Source organism: Synechococcus sp. BA-124 BA4 (assembly GCF_034931165.1).
Genome location: NZ_JAYGIA010000078.1, coordinates 1 through 16,556, shown reverse-complemented (window position 1 = coordinate 16,556; position 16,556 = coordinate 1). Strand labels below are relative to the sequence as shown.

Here is a 16,556-nt window from a genome sequence, read left to right as displayed (position 1 = left end):
TGGAGATGGCTCAGAGAAATTCGAGATAACGCGTCAGCTCCCAGTCCGACACGCAGCCGTGATACTCGGCCCATTCGGCTCGTTTGTAGTCGATGAAGGCGTCAGCCATGGCATCACCGAACACCGCGCGGGAAAGTGGATCGGCGGCAAAGGCCTCGATGGCTTCACCAAGGGTTCGTGGCAGAACCTTCAACCCCCTCCCGACCCGCTGCTCGGGGCTGAGCCGGTAGGCGTTGACGAGATTGGGTGAACCAGGATCCAGCTCGTCGCGGATGCCTTCCAGCCCGGCCGCGAGGATCATCGCTGCTCCGAGATAGGGGTTACAGGCACTGTCGGCCGCGCGGCATTCCACCCGGCCGCCAGCGGATGGAATCCGCAGCATGTTGGTGCGGTTGTTGTTGCCGTAGCAGATGAACACCGGCGCCCAGGTGAAGCCACTCATGGATCCCTGGGCCACCAGACGCTTGTAGCTGTTCACCGTGGGGGCGATCACGGCGCAGATCGCCGGAGCATGGCGCAGGACCCCGGCGATGAACTGCTCCGCCAATGGGGTGATGCTGCCAGGGGCGTCGCCCGCGAAGAGATTTCGTCCCGTGGCCGGATCCGCCAGCGACATGTTGAAGTGGGCGCCGCTGCCGGTGCGATCACTGAAGGGTTTGGGCATGAAGCTGGCGATCAACCCGTGGCGGTGGGTGATCTCCTTGAGCATCAGCCGGAAGAAGGTGAGGCGGTCTGCCATGGTGAGCGCCTCGGCATAGGCGAAGTCGGTCTCGAACTGCCCATTGCCATCTTCGTGATCGAAGGAATACACCCCCCAGCCGAGATCATTCATCGCCTGCACCAGCTCATCGAGCCAGGGCAGATTGTCGAGCAGGCCGGTGAGGTCGTAACAGGGTTTCTCGAGGGTGTCGCGGGAGCTGGCGGGCCGGAGGGCTCCATCGGCACCACGGCGCAGCACGAAGAATTCGGTCTCGATGCCGAGGTTGAAGCGGAACCCCATCCGCCGGGCTTCAGCGAGGGCACGAATCAGAATGTTGCGGCTGCAGGCCTCGAAGGGCTGCCCGTGCAGATGCAGGCTGCTGGCCAGCCAGACCACATCGCGGCGCCAGGGCAACACCGTGGCGGTGGCCAGGTCGGGGATCGCCGCCACTTCGTCGTCGCTCACGTCCTGGGGGACGCCATCGAGGGCGGCACCGGTGAACAGTTCCGAGCCAGCGAGCATCGCCTCGAAATGATCCAGGGGCACCGCTTTGGCCTTGCTGGTGCCGTGCAGATCCACGAAGCTCGCCAGGGCATAGCTCACCCCCTGACTGAGGAGATCGAGCTTGCGCTGCTGCCAGCTGAGCTGGGGTTCCGTGAGCGGATCGGAGGACGACACCAGGGAATGCAGACTGCTCATCCCACCTCCGCCAGCACGGCCGCGCGGGTGTGCTCCCTGGTGGTGGTCAGCACCCACTGGATCCAGTCCTCGAGCCCGGCGCCGCTGCTGGCCGAGACCTGAAAGACCACAGCCTCAGGGTTGACCGCGCGGATGTGCGCTTCGATGCGGCTCACCTCGACCGACAGGTAGGGGAGCAGATCCACCTTGGTGATCAGCACGCAATCGGCCTCTCGGAACATCACCGGGTACTTGAGTGGCTTGTCGTCGCCTTCGGTGACGCTGAGGAGGGCCACCTTGAGGTGCTCGCCCACCTCGAATTCAGCAGGACAGACCAGGTTGCCCACGTTCTCCACCCAGAGCAGATCGAGAGCGGCCGGGTCGAGCTGAGCCCGGAGCTGGCGCAGGCCACCGCTCACCATCGCCGCATCGAGGTGGCAGGCGCGACCCGTGGTGATCGGCACCACCGGTACCCCCACCGCTTCCAGGCGCTGGGCATCGAGCTGGGTGGTCATGTCGCCCTCCAGCACCGCCATCTCCAGCTGCGGCGCGAGAGCCGTGATCGTGCGCTCCAGCAGGGAGGTCTTGCCGGCGCCGGGGCTGCTCATCACGTTGAGGCAGAGCAGGTTCCAGGCCTCGAAGTGCTCGCGGTTGTGCTCCGCCTGGTGCTGATTGGCGGCCATCAGGTTCAGGCCGAGAGTGTCGCTGAGGGGCATGTGCATGGGGGATCAGCGCGAGGGAACGGCAGCGGGATCTGAGATCTGCTGAGGCAGGCTGTAATCGACGGAGCGGATGCGCAGCTCGCGGCCGCTGACGATCTCCTCCATGGGCCGATCGCAGCAGGGGGAGCGGTAGGCCCGCTCGGGATCGGGGGCGTAGACATCGGAGCAGCCCAGGCAGCGGGCCCTGAGGGGAACGGTGTCGATCTCGAGCGTCGAGCCGTCGAGCCAGGTGCCCTTCACCGCGGCGGCGAAGGTGAACCGCAGCGCCTCCGGTTCCACACAGGTGAAATCACCCACCTGGAGATGCACCGCCGCCACCACCGGCGTCTGGGGCTCCTGCCCACGCTTCCACTCCTGCAGGGAGAGCAGCAGGCACTTGGTCATGTCGACCTCATGCATGGCTCACCTCCACGCCTGATCGACGGCCATGTTGCAGGTGTCATGCAGCCAGGCCGGGCGCTGCCTGCGCGGCAGCTGCCCGCTGACCACCAGATGAGCCATGGTGTCGCAGATCACCCGCGTGGCCATCAGCGAGGTCATGTCGCTGATGTCGTAGGGGGGCGACACCTCCACCACCTCAAGGCCGCAGACCGGCACGTTGCGCACGATCAGCTCCAGCAGCTTGAGCGCTTCGCGCGGCAACAGGCCGCCGGGCTCAGGCCAGCCCGTACCCGGCACGAAGCCGGCATCGATGCAGTCGATGTCGAAGGAGATGTAGACGCAGTCGGTGCCATCGGTGGCGCGCTCGATCGCGAACTGAGCCGCCGCCTCCAGGCCCATGTCGCAGATGTCGGTGACCGTGAGCACGTTGGTGCCCCGCTCCCGGCAGACCTTCACCCCCTCGCGCGGCACCTGCCAGCCGCCGATGCCCAACTGCACCAGGTTCTGGGCCGGGGCGTTGGCCATGTTGGTGGCATGGAACCAGGGGCAGGTGTGCATGCGCTCGTCGAGATCGATCTCCTGGGTGTCGACATGACGATCGAAGTGGATGATGCCGACTTTCTTGTCACCCAGGTGACGGCAGACCCCGCGCACGGTGGGGAAGCCGATCGAATGATCGCCGCCGAGGATGATCGGGAAGGCGCCACTCGCGAACACGTGAGCCACGCCCTTGGAGATCTGATCGAAACTCTTCTCATTGTTGGCGGGGATCGTGAAGATGTCGCCGACATCGCAGAGCCTGATCGACTCGCGCAGATCCACACCCATTTCGTAGTTGTAGGGCGTGTAGAGCGCCGAGATGCGCCGGATGCCCTGGGGGCCGAAGCGGGTGCCGGGACGGTAGGTGGTGCCGGAATCGTGGGGCACGCCCAGGATCGCCACATCGAACTCGCCGACGCGATACACGTCTTCGATGTAGGGCGCCTTCATGAAGGTGTTGATGCCCGCGTAGTGGGGCAGCTCACCGCGGGAGAAGGTGGAGATGCGCCGATCGACGATGCTCTCGGCCGCTTCGAGTCCATAGCGCAGGCCCTGATCCACCTCCTGCTGCCAGCCGGTGAGAGGCAGCCGGGCCTCCTTCTCAAGGGCCTCGGCGCCCTGGCGGCCAGCGGGCGAGGCCTGCATACAACGGTCGAAGGCCCCTTCCGGGCCTGAAGATGCGGTCATGGCACAACACGGAGGTGGGGGGGGTGCGGTCTCCCGGGCTTTTATCCCTCCGTGCAACCGGGTGACCCCGGTGAGCTTCTCTCGGACCAGACGCCGCGCCGGGCTCGCCGAAGCGAACTGACGCCAACCGGAACCCTAGAAGCTGCTTCCGCCTCCGAACCCTCACCCCATCAGGAGCCTGGCGCTGTGATGGTCGCTACCAGGGCGTGAATCCCGGGGCTGGTCGACAGGCCGGAGAATCCCGCCTGTCCGCCCCAGACTCCCTGTCCTGGAAGCGAGTGCCCAAGGGCGGCACCTCAGGGACGAAGTCCATGCCATCCCCGCCCACCCATCGGATGTTGAACAAGACATGGGTCTGGGGGACCGTGTTGGATCACTCCTGATCCTCAGGGCTGAACCCGGAACCCTCGATGAGCTGGTAACGGCAGGCGAGCCGGCAGGTCTGCCCGGGAGGCAGCACCAGCCGCCGCTCACCGCTCACCAGAGCGCCCCGGGGTGCCGTCCAGGGCTCGAGGCAGACCATCGAGCGGGGAGGATCGCTCCAGACCACCGCCAGATCGAAGGGGGCTTCGGCCTGCAGCTCCAACGCCAGGCCCGTCTGCTGATCCAGCAGGCGCACCGGACCAGCGGGCTCGACCAGCAGATCCACCCCCCGCTCGAGCAGCTCCAGCAGCGGGGCGGTAGCAGCGGGCGCCATGGAGCCGTGGTCGAAGCACTCCTCCGGCAGGCCCTGCAGCACCGTCGAGGCCAGGGAGGACACGGCGAAGTAGGGGTGCAATCCGAAGGCGAACGGCAGTGGTTGCGACCCGGAGTTGTGAACCAGCACCGTGATCGCCAGAGCCGCTGGCTCCGGACGCAGCTCAAGTTGCAGCCGGAAGGGGAACGGGAACATCGCCAGGCTGATGGGGCTCTCGCTCAGGCCCAGGCGCACGCCGTCCCCGACCTCCAGCTCCTCGAGCTCCCAGGGCAGATCCCGGGCAAAGCCATGCTGCTTGAGCGTGAAGCTGCCCTGCGGCAGCGGCAGCTGATCAGCGGGGAGGTTGCCGCAGATCGGGAACAGCACCGGCATGCCGCCCCGCACCGAGAGAGACGGATCGGCGAACCGCTCCTCATCGAGATAAAGCAGCTCTCGCCCGTTGCAACGCCAGCCGCTGAGCAGGCCGCCCCTCTCCGGCACCAGCCGCAGGAGATCCCCGCCTGCCCCAGTGCTGAACTCCCAGTGGGGGTAAGGCGTGGTGCGGTGGGTCAGGGGCATGGCAGCTCAGGCATCGGGCAGGCTCGCGAGCCACTCCAGCAGGGCAGCGTTCACCTGCTCGGGCACTTCATCGTGGGGACAGTGACCGGCATCGAGCACCACCTCCCTGGTGCCGGCTGGAGCATGGCGCTGGAAGGCGGCGCGGCGCCCGGCGGCGTTGATCCAGGGGTCGCGGATCCCCCAGAGCAGCAGCAGAGGGGCCTGGAGCTGGGCGAAGAGTTCGTCCAGGGGCTGGCCACGGGGGATGTCAAAGACGGTGCGGAACACGCCGAAGGCCCCAGGATCCAGCGAGGGCCGCCGGATCGCCTCCACCAGCTCCTCATTCACGTTGGTGCGATCGATGTAGACCTGATTGAGGGTGCGCCGGATCGTCGCCGGGCGGCGCAGGTTCTCGAACAGCAGGCGCTGCAGCACTGGACTGCGCAACAGGGCGCCGCCGATCGTGCGCTTGGTGATCGCGCCCCAGCCCTTCGGCTCGGCCTGCTCGTCGCTGAAGGGTCCGGCGGCATTGATCAGCACCACCCCGGCCGCATCGGGGCCCAGGGCCACCCCCGCCGCCAGGGCGGCAAAGCCGCCGAGGGAATTGCCCACCAGCACCGTGGGCCGGCCGATCCGCTCCCGCACGTAGGCCACCAGCTGATCCCGCCAGAGACCTCCTCCATAGGGCAGGCCCTGGGTCTTGGCACTGCGGCCGAAGCCCAGCAGATCGAGGGCATGCACCTCATGGCGCTCGGCCAGCACGGGAATGTTGTAGCGCCAGTGGTCGGTGGAGGCGCCGAAGCCATGCACCAGCAGAACAGCCGGGCCCTCGGGCTGAGCCGGTCGGCTGGCCAGGGCATGGACCCCGTGTCCTCCATGGGTCCAGGGCTCGGAGCGAGGGCCGATCAACGCAGGTGTGGCTTGGTCGTCGATGCTAGGGATCACTTCGGGGGGTTCGCTCCGTGCTCGAGCTGTCCAGCCTGCTGCCGGGAACGGCCCTGTGGGCGCTGGCGTTGTACCTGCCCCTCTCGCTGCCCCTGTCCCGGCTGGAAGAAGCTCTGGCGGAGGGGCCGCTTTCCGATGGGCTGCGTCAGATCGTGCTGCTGCTGAGCAGCGTGCTGCTGGCCTTTGCCGTGGGGGGGATCACCCAGCTGGGGCTGAGCTGGGTGCTGAGCCCCAGCTGGGCCGCCAGCCTGGGGTTGATGGCTGTGCTGGCCGGGGCCTTCTGGACCCTGGCCTCACGGCGCGACGAGAGCTGAGCCGGCGCGGGCCTGGCCGGCTGAAACGGTCGCAGGATCAGGCCAGCTGCTCGGCCAGCTTCTCCTCGCGGCTGAGCACAAGCCGCAGCAGGATCGGTGAGAGGAACGTGGTGCCGATCACCATCAGCAGGATCGCCGCCTCCAGAGCCGGGGTGAGCAGGCCGGCCTGGGTGCCCAGACCGAGGAAGATCAGGCCCACCTCGCCGCGGGGCATCATGCCGATGCCGACCACCAGACGGTTGGTCTTCTCCTTGCTGAAATAGGTCCAGCCTGAGGCCACCTTGCCGATGATCGCGACCACCAGCAGGAAGGCGGCCATCACCAGCCCTGGGCGGTTGGCGGGGTCCATCGGGTTGAGCACGGTGAGGTCCATGCTGGTGCCGATCAGCACGAAGAAGATGGTGGCGAACAGCGACACCAGCGGCTTCACCGTTTCCTGAATCGCGTGGGTGTGGCGGGATCCGCTCAGGATCAGACCGGCGGCGAAGGCCCCGAGGGCCGCCTCCAGACCGATGGCCTGGGCGGCGAAACAGCAGACGCAGAGCACCACAAAGGAGGCCACCACCACCTCGCCGGGGGCTTTGAGCAGATCCAGCAGCCAGTCGAAGGCCGGGGCTGCCGTGCGGCTCAGGAAGAGGGAGACGCCGACGAACAGGGCCGCGGCCAGGAGCAACTTGATGATCGGACCCACCTCGAGGGCACCGCCGCCGGCCACAGCCACGACCACCGCCAGGATCACGATGCCGAGAATGTCATCGAGCACGGCGGCGCCGATCACCGTCTGCCCCTCGCGGGTCTTGAGGTATTTGAGTTCGCCGAAGACACTGGCCGTGATGCCGATGCTGGTGGCGGTCATCGCGGCGCCGGCGAAAATGGCCGGAATCAGCGGCACGTGGAAGAAATAGAGCAGGCCGAAGGTGCCGAGGGCGAAGGGCAGGGCCACGCCCGTGCAGGCCACGGTGGTGGCCTGGGCTCCCACCGCCATCAGCTCATCGAGCTCGCTCTCCAGCCCCGTCAGGAAAAGCAGGGCGAACAGGCCGAGGGTGGCCACCGCCTGCAGGTTGGGGAAGGTCTCGATGTAGATCGACTGGACCGCCTCGGGCGGCAGCGAAGAGAGGGAGGCCACGGTGGACGTGAACCAGTTGCTCAGCTCCGCCCCGGTGTCCGGTGGAAGGATCAGATGCAGGCCCGAGAGACCGATCAGCACGCCCGCCACCAGCTCGCCGAGGATGGTAGGGAGCTGCAGGCGCACCATCAGCTCGGCCAGGGTGCGCGCGGCCAGGAAAATCAGCAGGAAACGGCCCACGCCGATCAGGGTTTCGGCCACCTCCACGTTGTGGTTGCCGATTTCGAGCAGCAGGGTCGGAAAGGTCATGCAGGCCGGTGTCGCGGCACTTGAGTGAAGTTGGCCGCGACGTTAGACGGGATCGGCCGCGGGGATCGGAATCTGTCCAGACGAATCCCTGGCCACCATCAGTGAATCCACACCGAACAGCGGTGGATCCGGCGCCGGCCCAGCGGCCCGCTCCGCCTGCAGGGGCATCGCCCTCGCGACTGGGCCAGACTGGCCAGACGCACGGATCGGACCGGCATCGCGTTTCACCGCCATCCGTTGTTCAGCTTCGCCGCTTCACCCCCTTCGCCCCGCCCCCATGACCGAAGCTCCGCCCAGCCAGCTGAGGCTGCCCACCCCGGGCTGTTTTGCCGACCCTGATCGCAGCGGCCTGACGGCCGATGGTGTCTTCGACGGCATGACCGAGCACCTCTTCTACACACTCGGCAAGCTCGCCCCCACGGCCAGCCATCACGACCTCTACGTGGCCCTCAGCTACGCGGTGCGCGACCGGCTGATGACCCGCTACCTGGCGGGGATCGAAGCGATCTCGGCCACGCCTGCCCGCGTGGTGGCCTACCTCTCAGCCGAATTCCTGATCGGTCCCCAGCTGGACAACAATCTGCTGATGCTCGGCATCAGGGACGAAGCGGCCGAAGCCCTGCGCCGTTTCGGCATCGACTCGCTCGAGGAAATCCTCGACGTGGAGGAGGAACCGGGTCTGGGCAATGGGGGACTCGGCCGCCTGGCCGCCTGCTATCTGGAATCCCTGGCCAGCCTCGAGATCCCTGCCACCGGCTATGGCATCCGCTACGAGTTCGGGATCTTCGATCAGCTGATCCGCGATGGCTGGCAGGTGGAGATCACCGACAAATGGCTCAAGAGCGGCTGGCCCTGGGAACTGCCCCGCCCCGATCAGGCCTGTTTCGTCGGCTTCGGCGGCCGCACCGAGAGCTACCGCGACAACGAGGGGGCCTACCGGGTGCGCTGGATTCCCTCCGAGCACGCCATCGGTGTTCCCCACGACGTGCCGGTGCTGGGCTACAGGGTGAACACCTGCAACCGCCTGCGGCTCTGGCAGGCGGAAGCCTCCGAGAGCTTCGATTTCTACGCCTTCAACATCGGCGACTACTACGGAGCCGTGGAGGAGAAGGTGGGCTCCGAAACCCTCTCGAAGGTGCTCTACCCCAACGACGGCACCGATGAGGGCCGGCGCCTGCGCCTCAAGCAGCAGCACTTCTTCGTCAGTTGTTCCCTGCAGGACATGCTGCGCAGCCTGGAACTGCGTGACCTGCCGATCACCGACTTCCCGGAGCACTGGGCGGTGCAGCTGAACGACACTCACCCGGCCATCGCCGTGGCCGAGCTGATGCGGCTGCTGATCGATCACAAGAACCTCAGCTGGGATGACGCCTGGGACATCACCACCCGTTCGTTGGCCTACACGAACCACACCCTTCTGCCCGAGGCCCTGGAGAAATGGGGCCTGGATCTGTTCGGCTCGCTCCTGCCGCGGCATCTGGAGCTGATCTTCGAGATCAACCGACGCTTCCTGCAGACGGTGCGGCTGAAGCATCCGGGCAACGAGACGATGCTGCGCCGGGTGTCGATCATCGATGAGAACGACGGCAAGGCGGTACGGATGGCCCACCTGGCCACCGTGGCCTCCCACCACGTCAACGGCGTGGCGGCCCTGCACAGCGAACTGGTGCGTACACAGCTCTTCCCGGAATTCGCCTCCCTCTGGCCGGAGAAATTCACCAATGTCACCAACGGCGTCACCCCCCGACGCTGGATCGCCCTTGCCAACCCCCTGCTGAGGGAGCTGCTCGATGAGGTGATCGGCCAGGACTGGGTCCGCAACCTGGACGAGCTGCGCAAGCTGGAGGCCTTCCAGAACGATGCAGGCTTCCTGGAGCGCTGGGGCCAGACCAAGCTGGCGGTGAAGCGTCAGCTGGCCCACTACATCCACCGCCAGAGCGGGCTGCTGGTGGATCCCTCCACGCTCTTCGATGTGCAGGTGAAACGGATCCACGAATACAAGCGCCAGCATCTGAATGCCCTGCAGGTGATCGCCCAGTACCTGCGCATCAAGAACGGCTTGGGCGACACCCTCGCCCCGCGCACCGTGATCTTCGGAGGCAAGGCGGCTCCCGGCTATTACATGGCCAAGCTGATCATCCGCTTCCTCAACGGCATCGCCGAAACGGTCAACGCCGACCCGGACATGGACGGCCGCCTGAGGGTGGTGTTCCTGCCCGACTACAACGTCAGCCTGGGGCAACGGGTGTATCCGGCCTCGGACCTCTCCGAGCAGATCTCCACGGCCGGGCTGGAGGCCTCCGGCACCGGCAACATGAAATTCGCCATGAACGGAGCACTCACCATCGGCACCCTCGATGGCGCCAACGTGGAGATCCGTGAGCAGGTGGGCGCCGAGAATTTCTTCCTCTTCGGGCACACCACCGACGGCATCGAGGCCCTGCGCGCGGGGCCCTACCACCCCTGGGAGCTGATTCCGAGCATCCCGGAACTGCCGGAGGTTCTGCACCTGGTGGAGCAGGGTCACTTCAGCAATGGCGACACGGAGCTGTTCAAGCCCCTGCTCCAGAACCTCACCGGCCGGGATCCCTACTTCGTGATGGCGGACTTCAGCGACTACATGCGCGCCCAGGACGCGGTCAGTCAGGCCTGGGGTGATCGCACCACCTGGAACCGGATGTCACTGCTGAACACGGCACGCACCGGCTTCTTCAGCAGCGACCGCTCCATCCGTGAATACGCCGAGAGGATCTGGCGGGCGGAGCCGTTCCCGGTGACGATCAGCTGCGTGATCGACTGAGGGGCCTCAGGGCCGGTGGTCCGGAAGGTCGGGGGTCTGGTGGAGCAGGCGGTTCAGCCGCAGACGGTCGGCATTGAGGGGGTCGGGGGCCAGCTCTCCGGCCACCTCCCGGAATTTCTGCTCCACATCCTCAGGCACACGCACATCGAAGATGCGCTCCATCAACGCTTCGATCGAGAACAGGTGGGCGTTGATGTTCTCGAGATCAGCGATTGCCTGCTGCAGACCCTCCTCCTCGGGAGCGCCAGAGGGGCCTGACGCAGCTGCGGAGGCGGGCTGAGGGGCCGGCACTTCGGCTTCGCCGTCACCCTGGGTCTTCTGCAGCTCTTCGAGCACCCGGCCGGCCAGGGTGCGGAAGGACTGCAGGGCCGCCCAGTTCAGTTCCTGCTGCTGCCGCAGGGTGGGGTTCTCCCGGATCAATCGGTCATGTTCCCGATAGAACCGTTGGCAGTCAGGGCATTGGCAGGGCTCTTCGGGCACCGCGCTCCCTTGGTTCCTTAACGTCCATCATGGCATTGGATGCTCAGGGGCGCCGCCGAGAACTCCTGATGGCTCAGACCAGACGATCGAAGGGGCCGAGCAGGTCCAGCTGGTCGTCGTCATCGTCGCTGTCGTCGCCGTCCTCCTGGATGCTGGGCAGCGGGATTTCGATCGAGCTCACCAGCTGGATCACATCGCGCAGGCGCATCGAGTCGGCGAACCAGCCCATCGCCTGCTCCATGTCGCCCCGTTGCTCCGCCTCGACCGACTGCTCCTGATGCACTTCGGCCAGGAGGGCCAGCCAGCAGAGGCAGCGGGCCTGGACGACAGAGAGATCCAGCTCGTCGGGCTGACTGCGGGCGATCCGTTCACCCTCCTGCTGAACCAGCAAGCGCAGACGGAGATCGTGAAGCTCGTTCATTCAGGATTCACGGCCGCGCCCACGCTAGCCAGGGAGCACTGTTTGGGAAGGCCACCACCGGTAGCGTTCCCTACCACGTGGGCAGACGGGGCTGGCGGGACTCGAACCCACGACCTACGGTTTAGGAAACCGTCGCTCTATCCGGCTGAGCTACAGCCCCAACGTCACCATTATCCGACCCGATCCCCACGCAACCTAAACTCGGCTTCGAAAGCAGGCGAGGTGGTCGCGATCGAAGGGTGACGCCGGCTTCGGCTGGTGGCTCCGGCTTCGGTTGAGGAAAGTCCGGGCTCCCCAATGGCCAGGCTTGCTGGGTAACGCCCAGTGCGGGTGACCGTGAGGATAGTGCCACAGAAACACACCGCCGATGGCCGGGGCCTGGCCCCGAGCACAGGCAAGGGTGCAAGGGTGCGGTAAGAGCGCACCAGCAGCATCGAGAGGTGCTGGCTCGGTAAACCCCGGCTGGGAGCAAGGCCCAGGGACAACGGTTGGCCATGACACCCGTCCCGACACAAGTGCGCCGCTCGAGGCCGTCGGTAACGGCGGTCCCAGACAGATGCCCACCCCGGTCCGCCCCGGCGGACCGGAACAGAACCCGGCTTATGTCCTGCTTTCACCCTTTCCGGCCTCTGCAGGGAGGCCAACGGCCCTCCGCGAAGCTCCCGTGCCCCTGAGTGACGAGCGCTGCCGCAGCCTGGTGCAGTTCCTCGCGGACCTCGGACTGAGGGGCCCCGGGCTGACTGATCCCCTCAACCCCGACTTCGATCTCGCCCCGGTCGAGGAGGCCCTCACCCACAGCTCCGCCGGCCTGCCGATCAACCACGAGCGGTTGGAGTTTCTCGGAGATGCCGTCCTGCGCCTGGCAGCGGCGGAGTTTCTCGAGCGCCATCACAAGACCATGGACGTCGGCCAGCGCTCGGCCCTGCGGGCCCAGCTGGTGAGCGACCGCTGGCTGGCGGAGCTGGGACAGTGCTGCGGCATCGAGGCGATGGTTCACCTCGGCCCGGTGGCGGCGGGGGACAGCGCGGCGCGGCAGACGATCCGCGCCGAGATCTGCGAGGCCCTGATCGGCGGGCTCTATGAGGCCACTGGCAGTCTGGAGCCGGTGCACACCTGGCTCACCCCCCACTGGCAGCGGAGCACCAGCGAGCTGCTGGCCGATCCCTACCGCCACAACTGGAAAACGGGTCTGCAGGAGTGGAGCCAGGCCCGGGGGCTCGGCCTGCCCCACTACCGCTGTGAAGAACACAGCCGCCGCCATGGCGACCCCCGGCGCTTCCACTGTTGGGTGGATCTGCAAGGGCAGCCGGTGGCGGAAGGCTGGGGAGGGTCCCGCCGAGGCGCCGAGCAGCAGGCGGCCCGCTCGGCTCTCGAGCAGCGGCAGGCGATCAGCTCGCTTCCAGGGTCTTCAACGGCATCGTGACCAGCTTGTCCCAGTTGCCCCCTTCGAACAGCACAGCTGCCTGGCTGCCGCTGATGCGTTGCACAAAACCCCTGTAGCCGTTGTAGATCGAGCGTCCATCGCGGACCACCACGGTGGTGCCTGGAAGCACCGGCGCCACCTCAGGCGACGCATCTGCTGAAGAGGACTCAGCCGCAGCCATGGAGTGAGTGCAGAAGTTGGTTCCATTATCAAGCCGATCGGCAGGATGGGCGCAGATGCCCGGCGGGTCAGTCGATGGTGGTGAAGCGATGGTGAGCGAAACGGACGCGCCGGAGGCGTGGCTGGTGGTGGGGAAGGTGGTGGCGGCCCAGGGGCTGCAGGGAGAGCTGAGGGTGCTGCCCCGCACCGACTTCCCTGAACGTTTCACCCGGCCTGGTCAGCGCTGGCTGCGCCGGGCCCAGGAGCCCGCCCGGGCCGTGCGACTGCTCTCCGGCCGTCAACTGCCCGGCCGGGAACTGTTCGTGGTGCGGCTGGAGGGGGTCGGCACGCGGGAGGAGGCCGAGGCCCTGGTGCATCAGGATCTCCTGGTGGAAGCGGGCGATCGGCCCCGGCTGCAGGAGGGGGAGTTCCACCTGCTCGACCTGCAGGGACTGCAGGTTCGACTGGCGCCCCATGGCGAGGTGATCGGCACCGTGGTGGATCTGATCCATGCCGGCAACGACCTGCTGGAGGTCGAGCTCAGCGGTGACCAGCCCCGGCGGGCGCTGATCCCCTTCGTGGAGGCGATCGTGCCACGGGTGGACATCGCCGGCGGCTGGCTCGAGATCACGCCGCCGCCGGGGCTGCTCGACACCTGAGGCTGGGACTGACCGCTGGCGCTCCGGGGTGTTCCCCATAAGATTCGAGCCAGCATTGACCCATCAAGGGAAGATCAGACGATGAGCCCAGCGGTCGCCCTCGTGCCAGTGATCCTCTGCGGCGGCACCGGCACCCGCCTCTGGCCGCTGTCGCGCGCCAGTTATCCCAAGCAGTACTGGCCCCTGTCCGGCAGCGGCGAGGAGACCCTGCTGCAGCAGACCCAGTTGCGGCTCAAGGGATTGAACCAGCTGGCCCCTCCGCTGCTGATCTGCAACGAGGACCACCGGTTCATCGTGGCCGAGCAGATGCGCCAGATCGGGGTGGAGCCCGGCGCCATCCTGCTGGAACCTCTCGGCCGCAACACAGCCCCGGCGATCGCCGTGGCGGCCCTGCACGCCACCAGCCGGGGGGAGGATCCCCTGCTGCTGGTGCTCGCCGCCGATCACGTCATCCAGGACGGAGCACGCTTCCGCGCCACAGTCGAGGCTGGCCGCGCCGCGGCCGAGGGAGGCCTGCTGGTGACCTTCGGCATCGTGCCCACGGCCCCGGAAACCGGCTACGGCTACATCGAGGCGGTGGAGCCCCTGACCAGGGCCAGCACAGGCCCTGGCGAAGCGTCGATTCCGGCCCCCACTCCGATCGCCCGATTCGTGGAGAAGCCCGATGCGGACACGGCGGAGAGTTTCCTGGCCAGCGGCCGCTTCACCTGGAACAGCGGGATGTTCCTGTTCCGTGCCAGCGCCATCCTCGCCGAACTGGAGCGGTTGGCCCCGGAGGTGGTGAGCTGCTGCCGCGCCGCCATCGACCACGACAGCGCCGATCTCGATTTCCTGCGCCTGGAGCGGGAGTCGTTCGCCAGCTGCCCCAATGTCGCCATCGACGTGGCGGTGATGGAGCGCACGGGCCTGGGCGCGGTACTGCCCCTGAAGGCGGGCTGGAGCGATGTGGGCAGCTGGAGCGCCCTGTGGGACACCGGAACGCGCGATGACGACGGCAATGTGCTGCGGGGCCGGGTGATCAGTGAAGGGTCACGCAACTGCTACCTGCGCAGCGAACACCGGCTGGTGGTGGGCCTGGGGGTGGAGGACCTGGTGGTGGTCGAAACCGATGACGCCGTGCTGGTGGCCCACCGCGACCGCGCCCAGGAGGTCAAGACCATCGTGAACCGCCTCGCCGTCAGCGGCAGCCCCGAAGGGAAGGCCCACCGCCGCATCTACCGTCCCTGGGGCTCCTACGACGGCATCGTCGAGGGCAGCCGCTGGCAGGTCAAGAAGATCATGGTCAACCCCGGAGCCAGCCTCTCGCTGCAGATGCACCACCACCGCGCCGAGCACTGGGTGGTGGTGCAGGGCACCGCCGTGGTGGAAAAAGACGGCATCCAGGAGCTCCTGGGCGAAAACCAGAGCACCTACATCCCGCTTGGCTCCAAACATCGTCTCAGCAATCCCGGCAAGATCCCCGTGGAGATGATCGAGGTGCAGAGCGGCCCCTACCTCGGCGAAGACGACATCGTCCGCTTCGATGACCGCTACGGCCGCTCGGACATGAGCCTTCCGGTGCACTGAGGTCCGGGACCGCTGAGGTCCAAGGCCTTCTCAGGCCGGGGCCGCCAGCACCGTCCCGATCAGCTCGGCCCGGGGAAATCCTCCGGCACGCACGGCAGCCAGTGCCGCCTCGGCCGCCGCTGCCGGCAGTGACGCCAGCAACGGACCGCAGGTCTGGGGGTCGATCAGCAGCTCCCGCAAGCAGGGCTTGAGCGCCCCGGCCTGAACCCTGCCACTCTCCAGCTCCACCCAGGCGCTGCGGTTGGCGGGGGCCAGGCTGCTGGCGAAGCCCCGCTCCAGCAGCTCCAGCGCCCCGGAGAAGGCGGGCAGGGCCTGGGGCTCCAGCACCACCCGCAGGGGTTCCGCCGCGGCCTGCAACATCTCGCCGAGGTGCCCCAGCAGGCCGAACCCCGTCACATCGGTGCAGGCGCGGCAGCCATGGGCGGCCAGCAGGTCCACCAGCGGCTGCTGGCTTTGAGCCATCTCCTCCAGGACCCCGTCGAGCCACTCCGGCTCCGCCGCACCGGCCATCGCTGCCGCGAAGAGCACACCGCTGCCGATCGGGCGGCTGAGCAGCAACCGATCACCGGCGGCCAGATCGCCCTTGGCCCAGAAACGGCCCGGCTCAGAACGGCCGGTCACGCTCAGAGCGAGGCTGAGTCCCTCGGCTGTGGTGCGCTGCTCCAGCGTGTGCCCCCCCACCAGCCGGGCAGCGAGGGGATCGAGCACAGAGCGCACCCCGGCCAGGGTCTGGAGCAACCACTCCTCCTGCAGCGCCGCCGCTCCCCGGGGCAGGGTCACCAGGGCCTGGGCGCTCTCCACCCGGGCGCCGCAGGCCCAGAGGTCGGAGCAGGCATGCAGGGTGGTGAGCCGGCCGTTCAGCCAGTCATCGCCCACCAGGGCGGGGAAGCCATCGAGGCTCTGCAGCACCAGTCCTTCATCCAGCGAACCGGCGATCACCGCGGCATCGTCCCCCCCGGGTGATCCCAGCCGCTCCAGGGCCCCGCGCAGGGGAGCGGCACCCAGCTTGGCAGCGCAGCCCCGGCAGGGGCTCTCCTCGGCCATAGGCGCCAGGGCCTGGAAGCGGCTGATGAAGCGGCGGTCGATCCAGGCCTTGCACCACCACAGCCAGCGGGAGGGCCCCAGGCACAGGGGTCCCCACTGAGCCAGGGCACGGGGCTGGCCATCGACGGCACCGCCGTCCCCCAGCAGCTGCAGGGCACAGCGGGGGGGATGCCAGGGGCGCAGGGGTTCCCCGCGCAGGGAGCGGCGCAGATTGGCCGCCAGCACCGGAGCCACACGCACCGCCCAGACCCCGCTGGGAGAGCGTGGCGCCGCGCGCACCAGGCCGCAGTCGCCGCAGGCGAACACACCGGGATGGCCTTCCACCTCAAGGCTGGCCTCCGTGAAGACGCGACCCGTGGACGGATCACAGGGCAGACCGCCGGCCGCCAGCCAGTGCGGAGCCCGGCTGCCCGTGCAGCGCACAAGGG

General features: G+C 67.5%; 16 protein-coding genes, 1 tRNA gene, 1 other RNA gene and 1 riboswitch. Of the genes, 6 read left to right on the top strand and 12 right to left on the bottom strand.

The window, feature by feature from the left end; translation table 11 throughout:
* Positions 1–10 precede the first annotated feature (10 nt).
* The 6 genes from glnT to VB734_RS10290 all read right to left on the bottom strand — a co-directional run bounded on the left by glnT (position 11) and on the right by VB734_RS10290 (position 5,851).
* A complete protein-coding gene (glnT, locus tag VB734_RS10315; RefSeq protein ID WP_197161284.1) occupies positions 11–1,399 on the bottom strand; it encodes a type III glutamate--ammonia ligase in 1,389 nt (462 codons plus the stop codon).
* The gene (gene hypB, locus VB734_RS10310) at positions 1,396–2,100 is read right to left on the bottom strand and encodes a hydrogenase nickel incorporation protein HypB (RefSeq protein WP_197161282.1); all 705 of its coding nucleotides are present in this window, start codon (positions 2,098–2,100) and stop codon (positions 1,396–1,398) included. The genes glnT and hypB overlap by 4 nt, the downstream gene beginning before the upstream one ends.
* A 6-nt stretch (positions 2,101–2,106) precedes the next feature.
* Positions 2,107–2,499 carry a hydrogenase maturation nickel metallochaperone HypA gene (locus VB734_RS10305; protein ID WP_197161280.1) on the bottom strand — a complete coding sequence of 131 codons (393 nt, stop codon included), beginning with the start codon at positions 2,497–2,499 and terminating at the stop codon, positions 2,107–2,109.
* A 3-nt stretch (positions 2,500–2,502) separates the two neighbouring features.
* Positions 2,503–3,666: an agmatinase gene (gene speB / locus VB734_RS10300; protein ID WP_231594971.1), complete on the bottom strand. Its 1,164-nt coding sequence runs from the start codon at positions 3,664–3,666 to the stop codon at positions 2,503–2,505.
* 70 nt (positions 3,667–3,736) lie between these two features.
* Positions 3,737–3,858: riboswitch (guanidine-I (ykkC/yxkD leader) on the bottom strand.
* Between the two features lie 223 nt (positions 3,859–4,081).
* Positions 4,082–4,963 (bottom strand): galactose mutarotase, encoded by an 882-nt coding sequence (locus VB734_RS10295; RefSeq protein ID WP_197161275.1) that lies wholly within the window; start codon positions 4,961–4,963, stop codon positions 4,082–4,084.
* A gap of 6 nt (positions 4,964–4,969) precedes the next feature.
* Positions 4,970–5,851, bottom strand: coding sequence for an alpha/beta fold hydrolase (locus tag VB734_RS10290; protein ID WP_197161272.1), 882 nt, complete (start codon positions 5,849–5,851; stop codon positions 4,970–4,972).
* A gap of 53 nt (positions 5,852–5,904) precedes the next feature.
* Here VB734_RS10290 and VB734_RS10285 point away from each other — a divergent pair, with 53 nt between their 5' ends.
* Positions 5,905–6,201 (top strand): hypothetical protein, encoded by a 297-nt coding sequence (locus VB734_RS10285; protein WP_197161270.1) that lies wholly within the window; start codon positions 5,905–5,907, stop codon positions 6,199–6,201.
* A 37-nt stretch (positions 6,202–6,238) separates the two neighbouring features.
* On the opposite strand, the gene VB734_RS10280 is transcribed toward VB734_RS10285, so the two are convergent.
* Positions 6,239–7,576 (bottom strand): cation:proton antiporter, encoded by a 1,338-nt coding sequence (locus VB734_RS10280; protein ID WP_197161267.1) that lies wholly within the window; start codon positions 7,574–7,576, stop codon positions 6,239–6,241.
* Between the two features lie 277 nt (positions 7,577–7,853).
* Between VB734_RS10280 and VB734_RS10275 the strand changes: the two genes are divergently transcribed.
* Complete coding sequence (locus tag VB734_RS10275; RefSeq protein WP_197161264.1) at positions 7,854–10,376, top strand: glycogen/starch/alpha-glucan phosphorylase; 2,523 nt, start codon at positions 7,854–7,856, stop codon at positions 10,374–10,376.
* A gap of 6 nt (positions 10,377–10,382) precedes the next feature.
* Here VB734_RS10275 and VB734_RS10270 read toward each other — a convergent pair whose 3' ends face one another.
* The 3 genes from VB734_RS10270 to VB734_RS10260 form a co-directional block, all read right to left on the bottom strand.
* Positions 10,383–10,856: a hypothetical protein gene (locus VB734_RS10270; protein ID WP_322782163.1), complete on the bottom strand. Its 474-nt coding sequence runs from the start codon at positions 10,854–10,856 to the stop codon at positions 10,383–10,385.
* A gap of 73 nt (positions 10,857–10,929) precedes the next feature.
* On the bottom strand, positions 10,930–11,277 hold the full coding sequence (locus tag VB734_RS10265) for a hypothetical protein (protein WP_197161259.1): 348 nt from the start codon (positions 11,275–11,277) through the stop codon (positions 10,930–10,932).
* Between the two features lie 86 nt (positions 11,278–11,363).
* Positions 11,364–11,437, bottom strand: a tRNA-Arg gene (locus tag VB734_RS10260).
* A 49-nt stretch (positions 11,438–11,486) separates the two neighbouring features.
* Between VB734_RS10260 and rnpB the strand changes: the two genes are divergently transcribed.
* Both rnpB and rnc read left to right on the top strand, forming a co-directional pair.
* Positions 11,487–11,896, top strand: an RNA gene (gene rnpB, locus VB734_RS10255) — RNase P RNA component class A.
* Positions 11,897–11,947: 51 nt separating this feature from the next.
* Positions 11,948–12,700 (top strand): ribonuclease III, encoded by a 753-nt coding sequence (gene rnc, locus VB734_RS10250; protein WP_197167303.1) that lies wholly within the window; start codon positions 11,948–11,950, stop codon positions 12,698–12,700.
* Here the strand turns inward: rnc and VB734_RS10245 are convergent.
* Positions 12,666–12,881 (bottom strand): NAD(P)H dehydrogenase subunit NdhS, encoded by a 216-nt coding sequence (locus VB734_RS10245; protein ID WP_197161255.1) that lies wholly within the window; start codon positions 12,879–12,881, stop codon positions 12,666–12,668. The two genes, rnc and VB734_RS10245, sit on opposite strands and share 35 nt — an antisense overlap.
* 88 nt (positions 12,882–12,969) lie before the next feature.
* On the opposite strand from VB734_RS10245, the gene rimM reads away from it, so the two are divergent.
* Both rimM and VB734_RS10235 read left to right on the top strand, forming a co-directional pair.
* Complete coding sequence (gene rimM / locus VB734_RS10240; RefSeq protein ID WP_197167301.1) at positions 12,970–13,518, top strand: ribosome maturation factor RimM; 549 nt, start codon at positions 12,970–12,972, stop codon at positions 13,516–13,518.
* An 81-nt stretch (positions 13,519–13,599) separates the two neighbouring features.
* Positions 13,600–15,084, top strand: a complete 1,485-nt coding sequence (locus VB734_RS10235; RefSeq protein WP_322782162.1) for a mannose-1-phosphate guanylyltransferase/mannose-6-phosphate isomerase — start codon at positions 13,600–13,602, stop codon at positions 15,082–15,084.
* Positions 15,085–15,114: 30 nt separating this feature from the next.
* Here the strand turns inward: VB734_RS10235 and selD are convergent.
* The coding region (selD, locus tag VB734_RS10230) for a selenide, water dikinase SelD (protein WP_323243326.1) at positions 15,115–16,556 on the bottom strand (1,442 nt) is incomplete at its 5' end.

Excerpts from the sequence above, each read along its gene's own strand:
- rimM (WP_197167301.1), top strand. The coding sequence starts at position 12,970 with ATGGTGAGCGAAACGGACGCGCCGGAGGCGTGGCTGGTGGTGGGGAAG.
- VB734_RS10265 (WP_197161259.1), bottom strand. The coding sequence starts at position 11,277 with ATGAACGAGCTTCACGATCTCCGTCTGCGCTTGCTGGTTCAGCAGGAG.
- VB734_RS10305 (WP_197161280.1), bottom strand. The coding sequence starts at position 2,499 with ATGCATGAGGTCGACATGACCAAGTGCCTGCTGCTCTCCCTGCAGGAG.
- glnT (WP_197161284.1), bottom strand. The coding sequence starts at position 1,399 with ATGAGCAGTCTGCATTCCCTGGTGTCGTCCTCCGATCCGCTCACGGAA.
- VB734_RS10245 (WP_197161255.1), bottom strand. The coding sequence starts at position 12,881 with ATGGCTGCGGCTGAGTCCTCTTCAGCAGATGCGTCGCCTGAGGTGGCG.
- VB734_RS10295 (WP_197161275.1), bottom strand. The coding sequence starts at position 4,963 with ATGCCCCTGACCCACCGCACCACGCCTTACCCCCACTGGGAGTTCAGC.
- speB (WP_231594971.1), bottom strand. The coding sequence starts at position 3,666 with ATGCAGGCCTCGCCCGCTGGCCGCCAGGGCGCCGAGGCCCTTGAGAAG.
- VB734_RS10235 (WP_322782162.1), top strand. The coding sequence starts at position 13,600 with ATGAGCCCAGCGGTCGCCCTCGTGCCAGTGATCCTCTGCGGCGGCACC.
- VB734_RS10275 (WP_197161264.1), top strand. The coding sequence starts at position 7,854 with ATGACCGAAGCTCCGCCCAGCCAGCTGAGGCTGCCCACCCCGGGCTGT.
- hypB (WP_197161282.1), bottom strand. The coding sequence starts at position 2,100 with ATGCACATGCCCCTCAGCGACACTCTCGGCCTGAACCTGATGGCCGCC.
- VB734_RS10280 (WP_197161267.1), bottom strand. The coding sequence starts at position 7,576 with ATGACCTTTCCGACCCTGCTGCTCGAAATCGGCAACCACAACGTGGAG.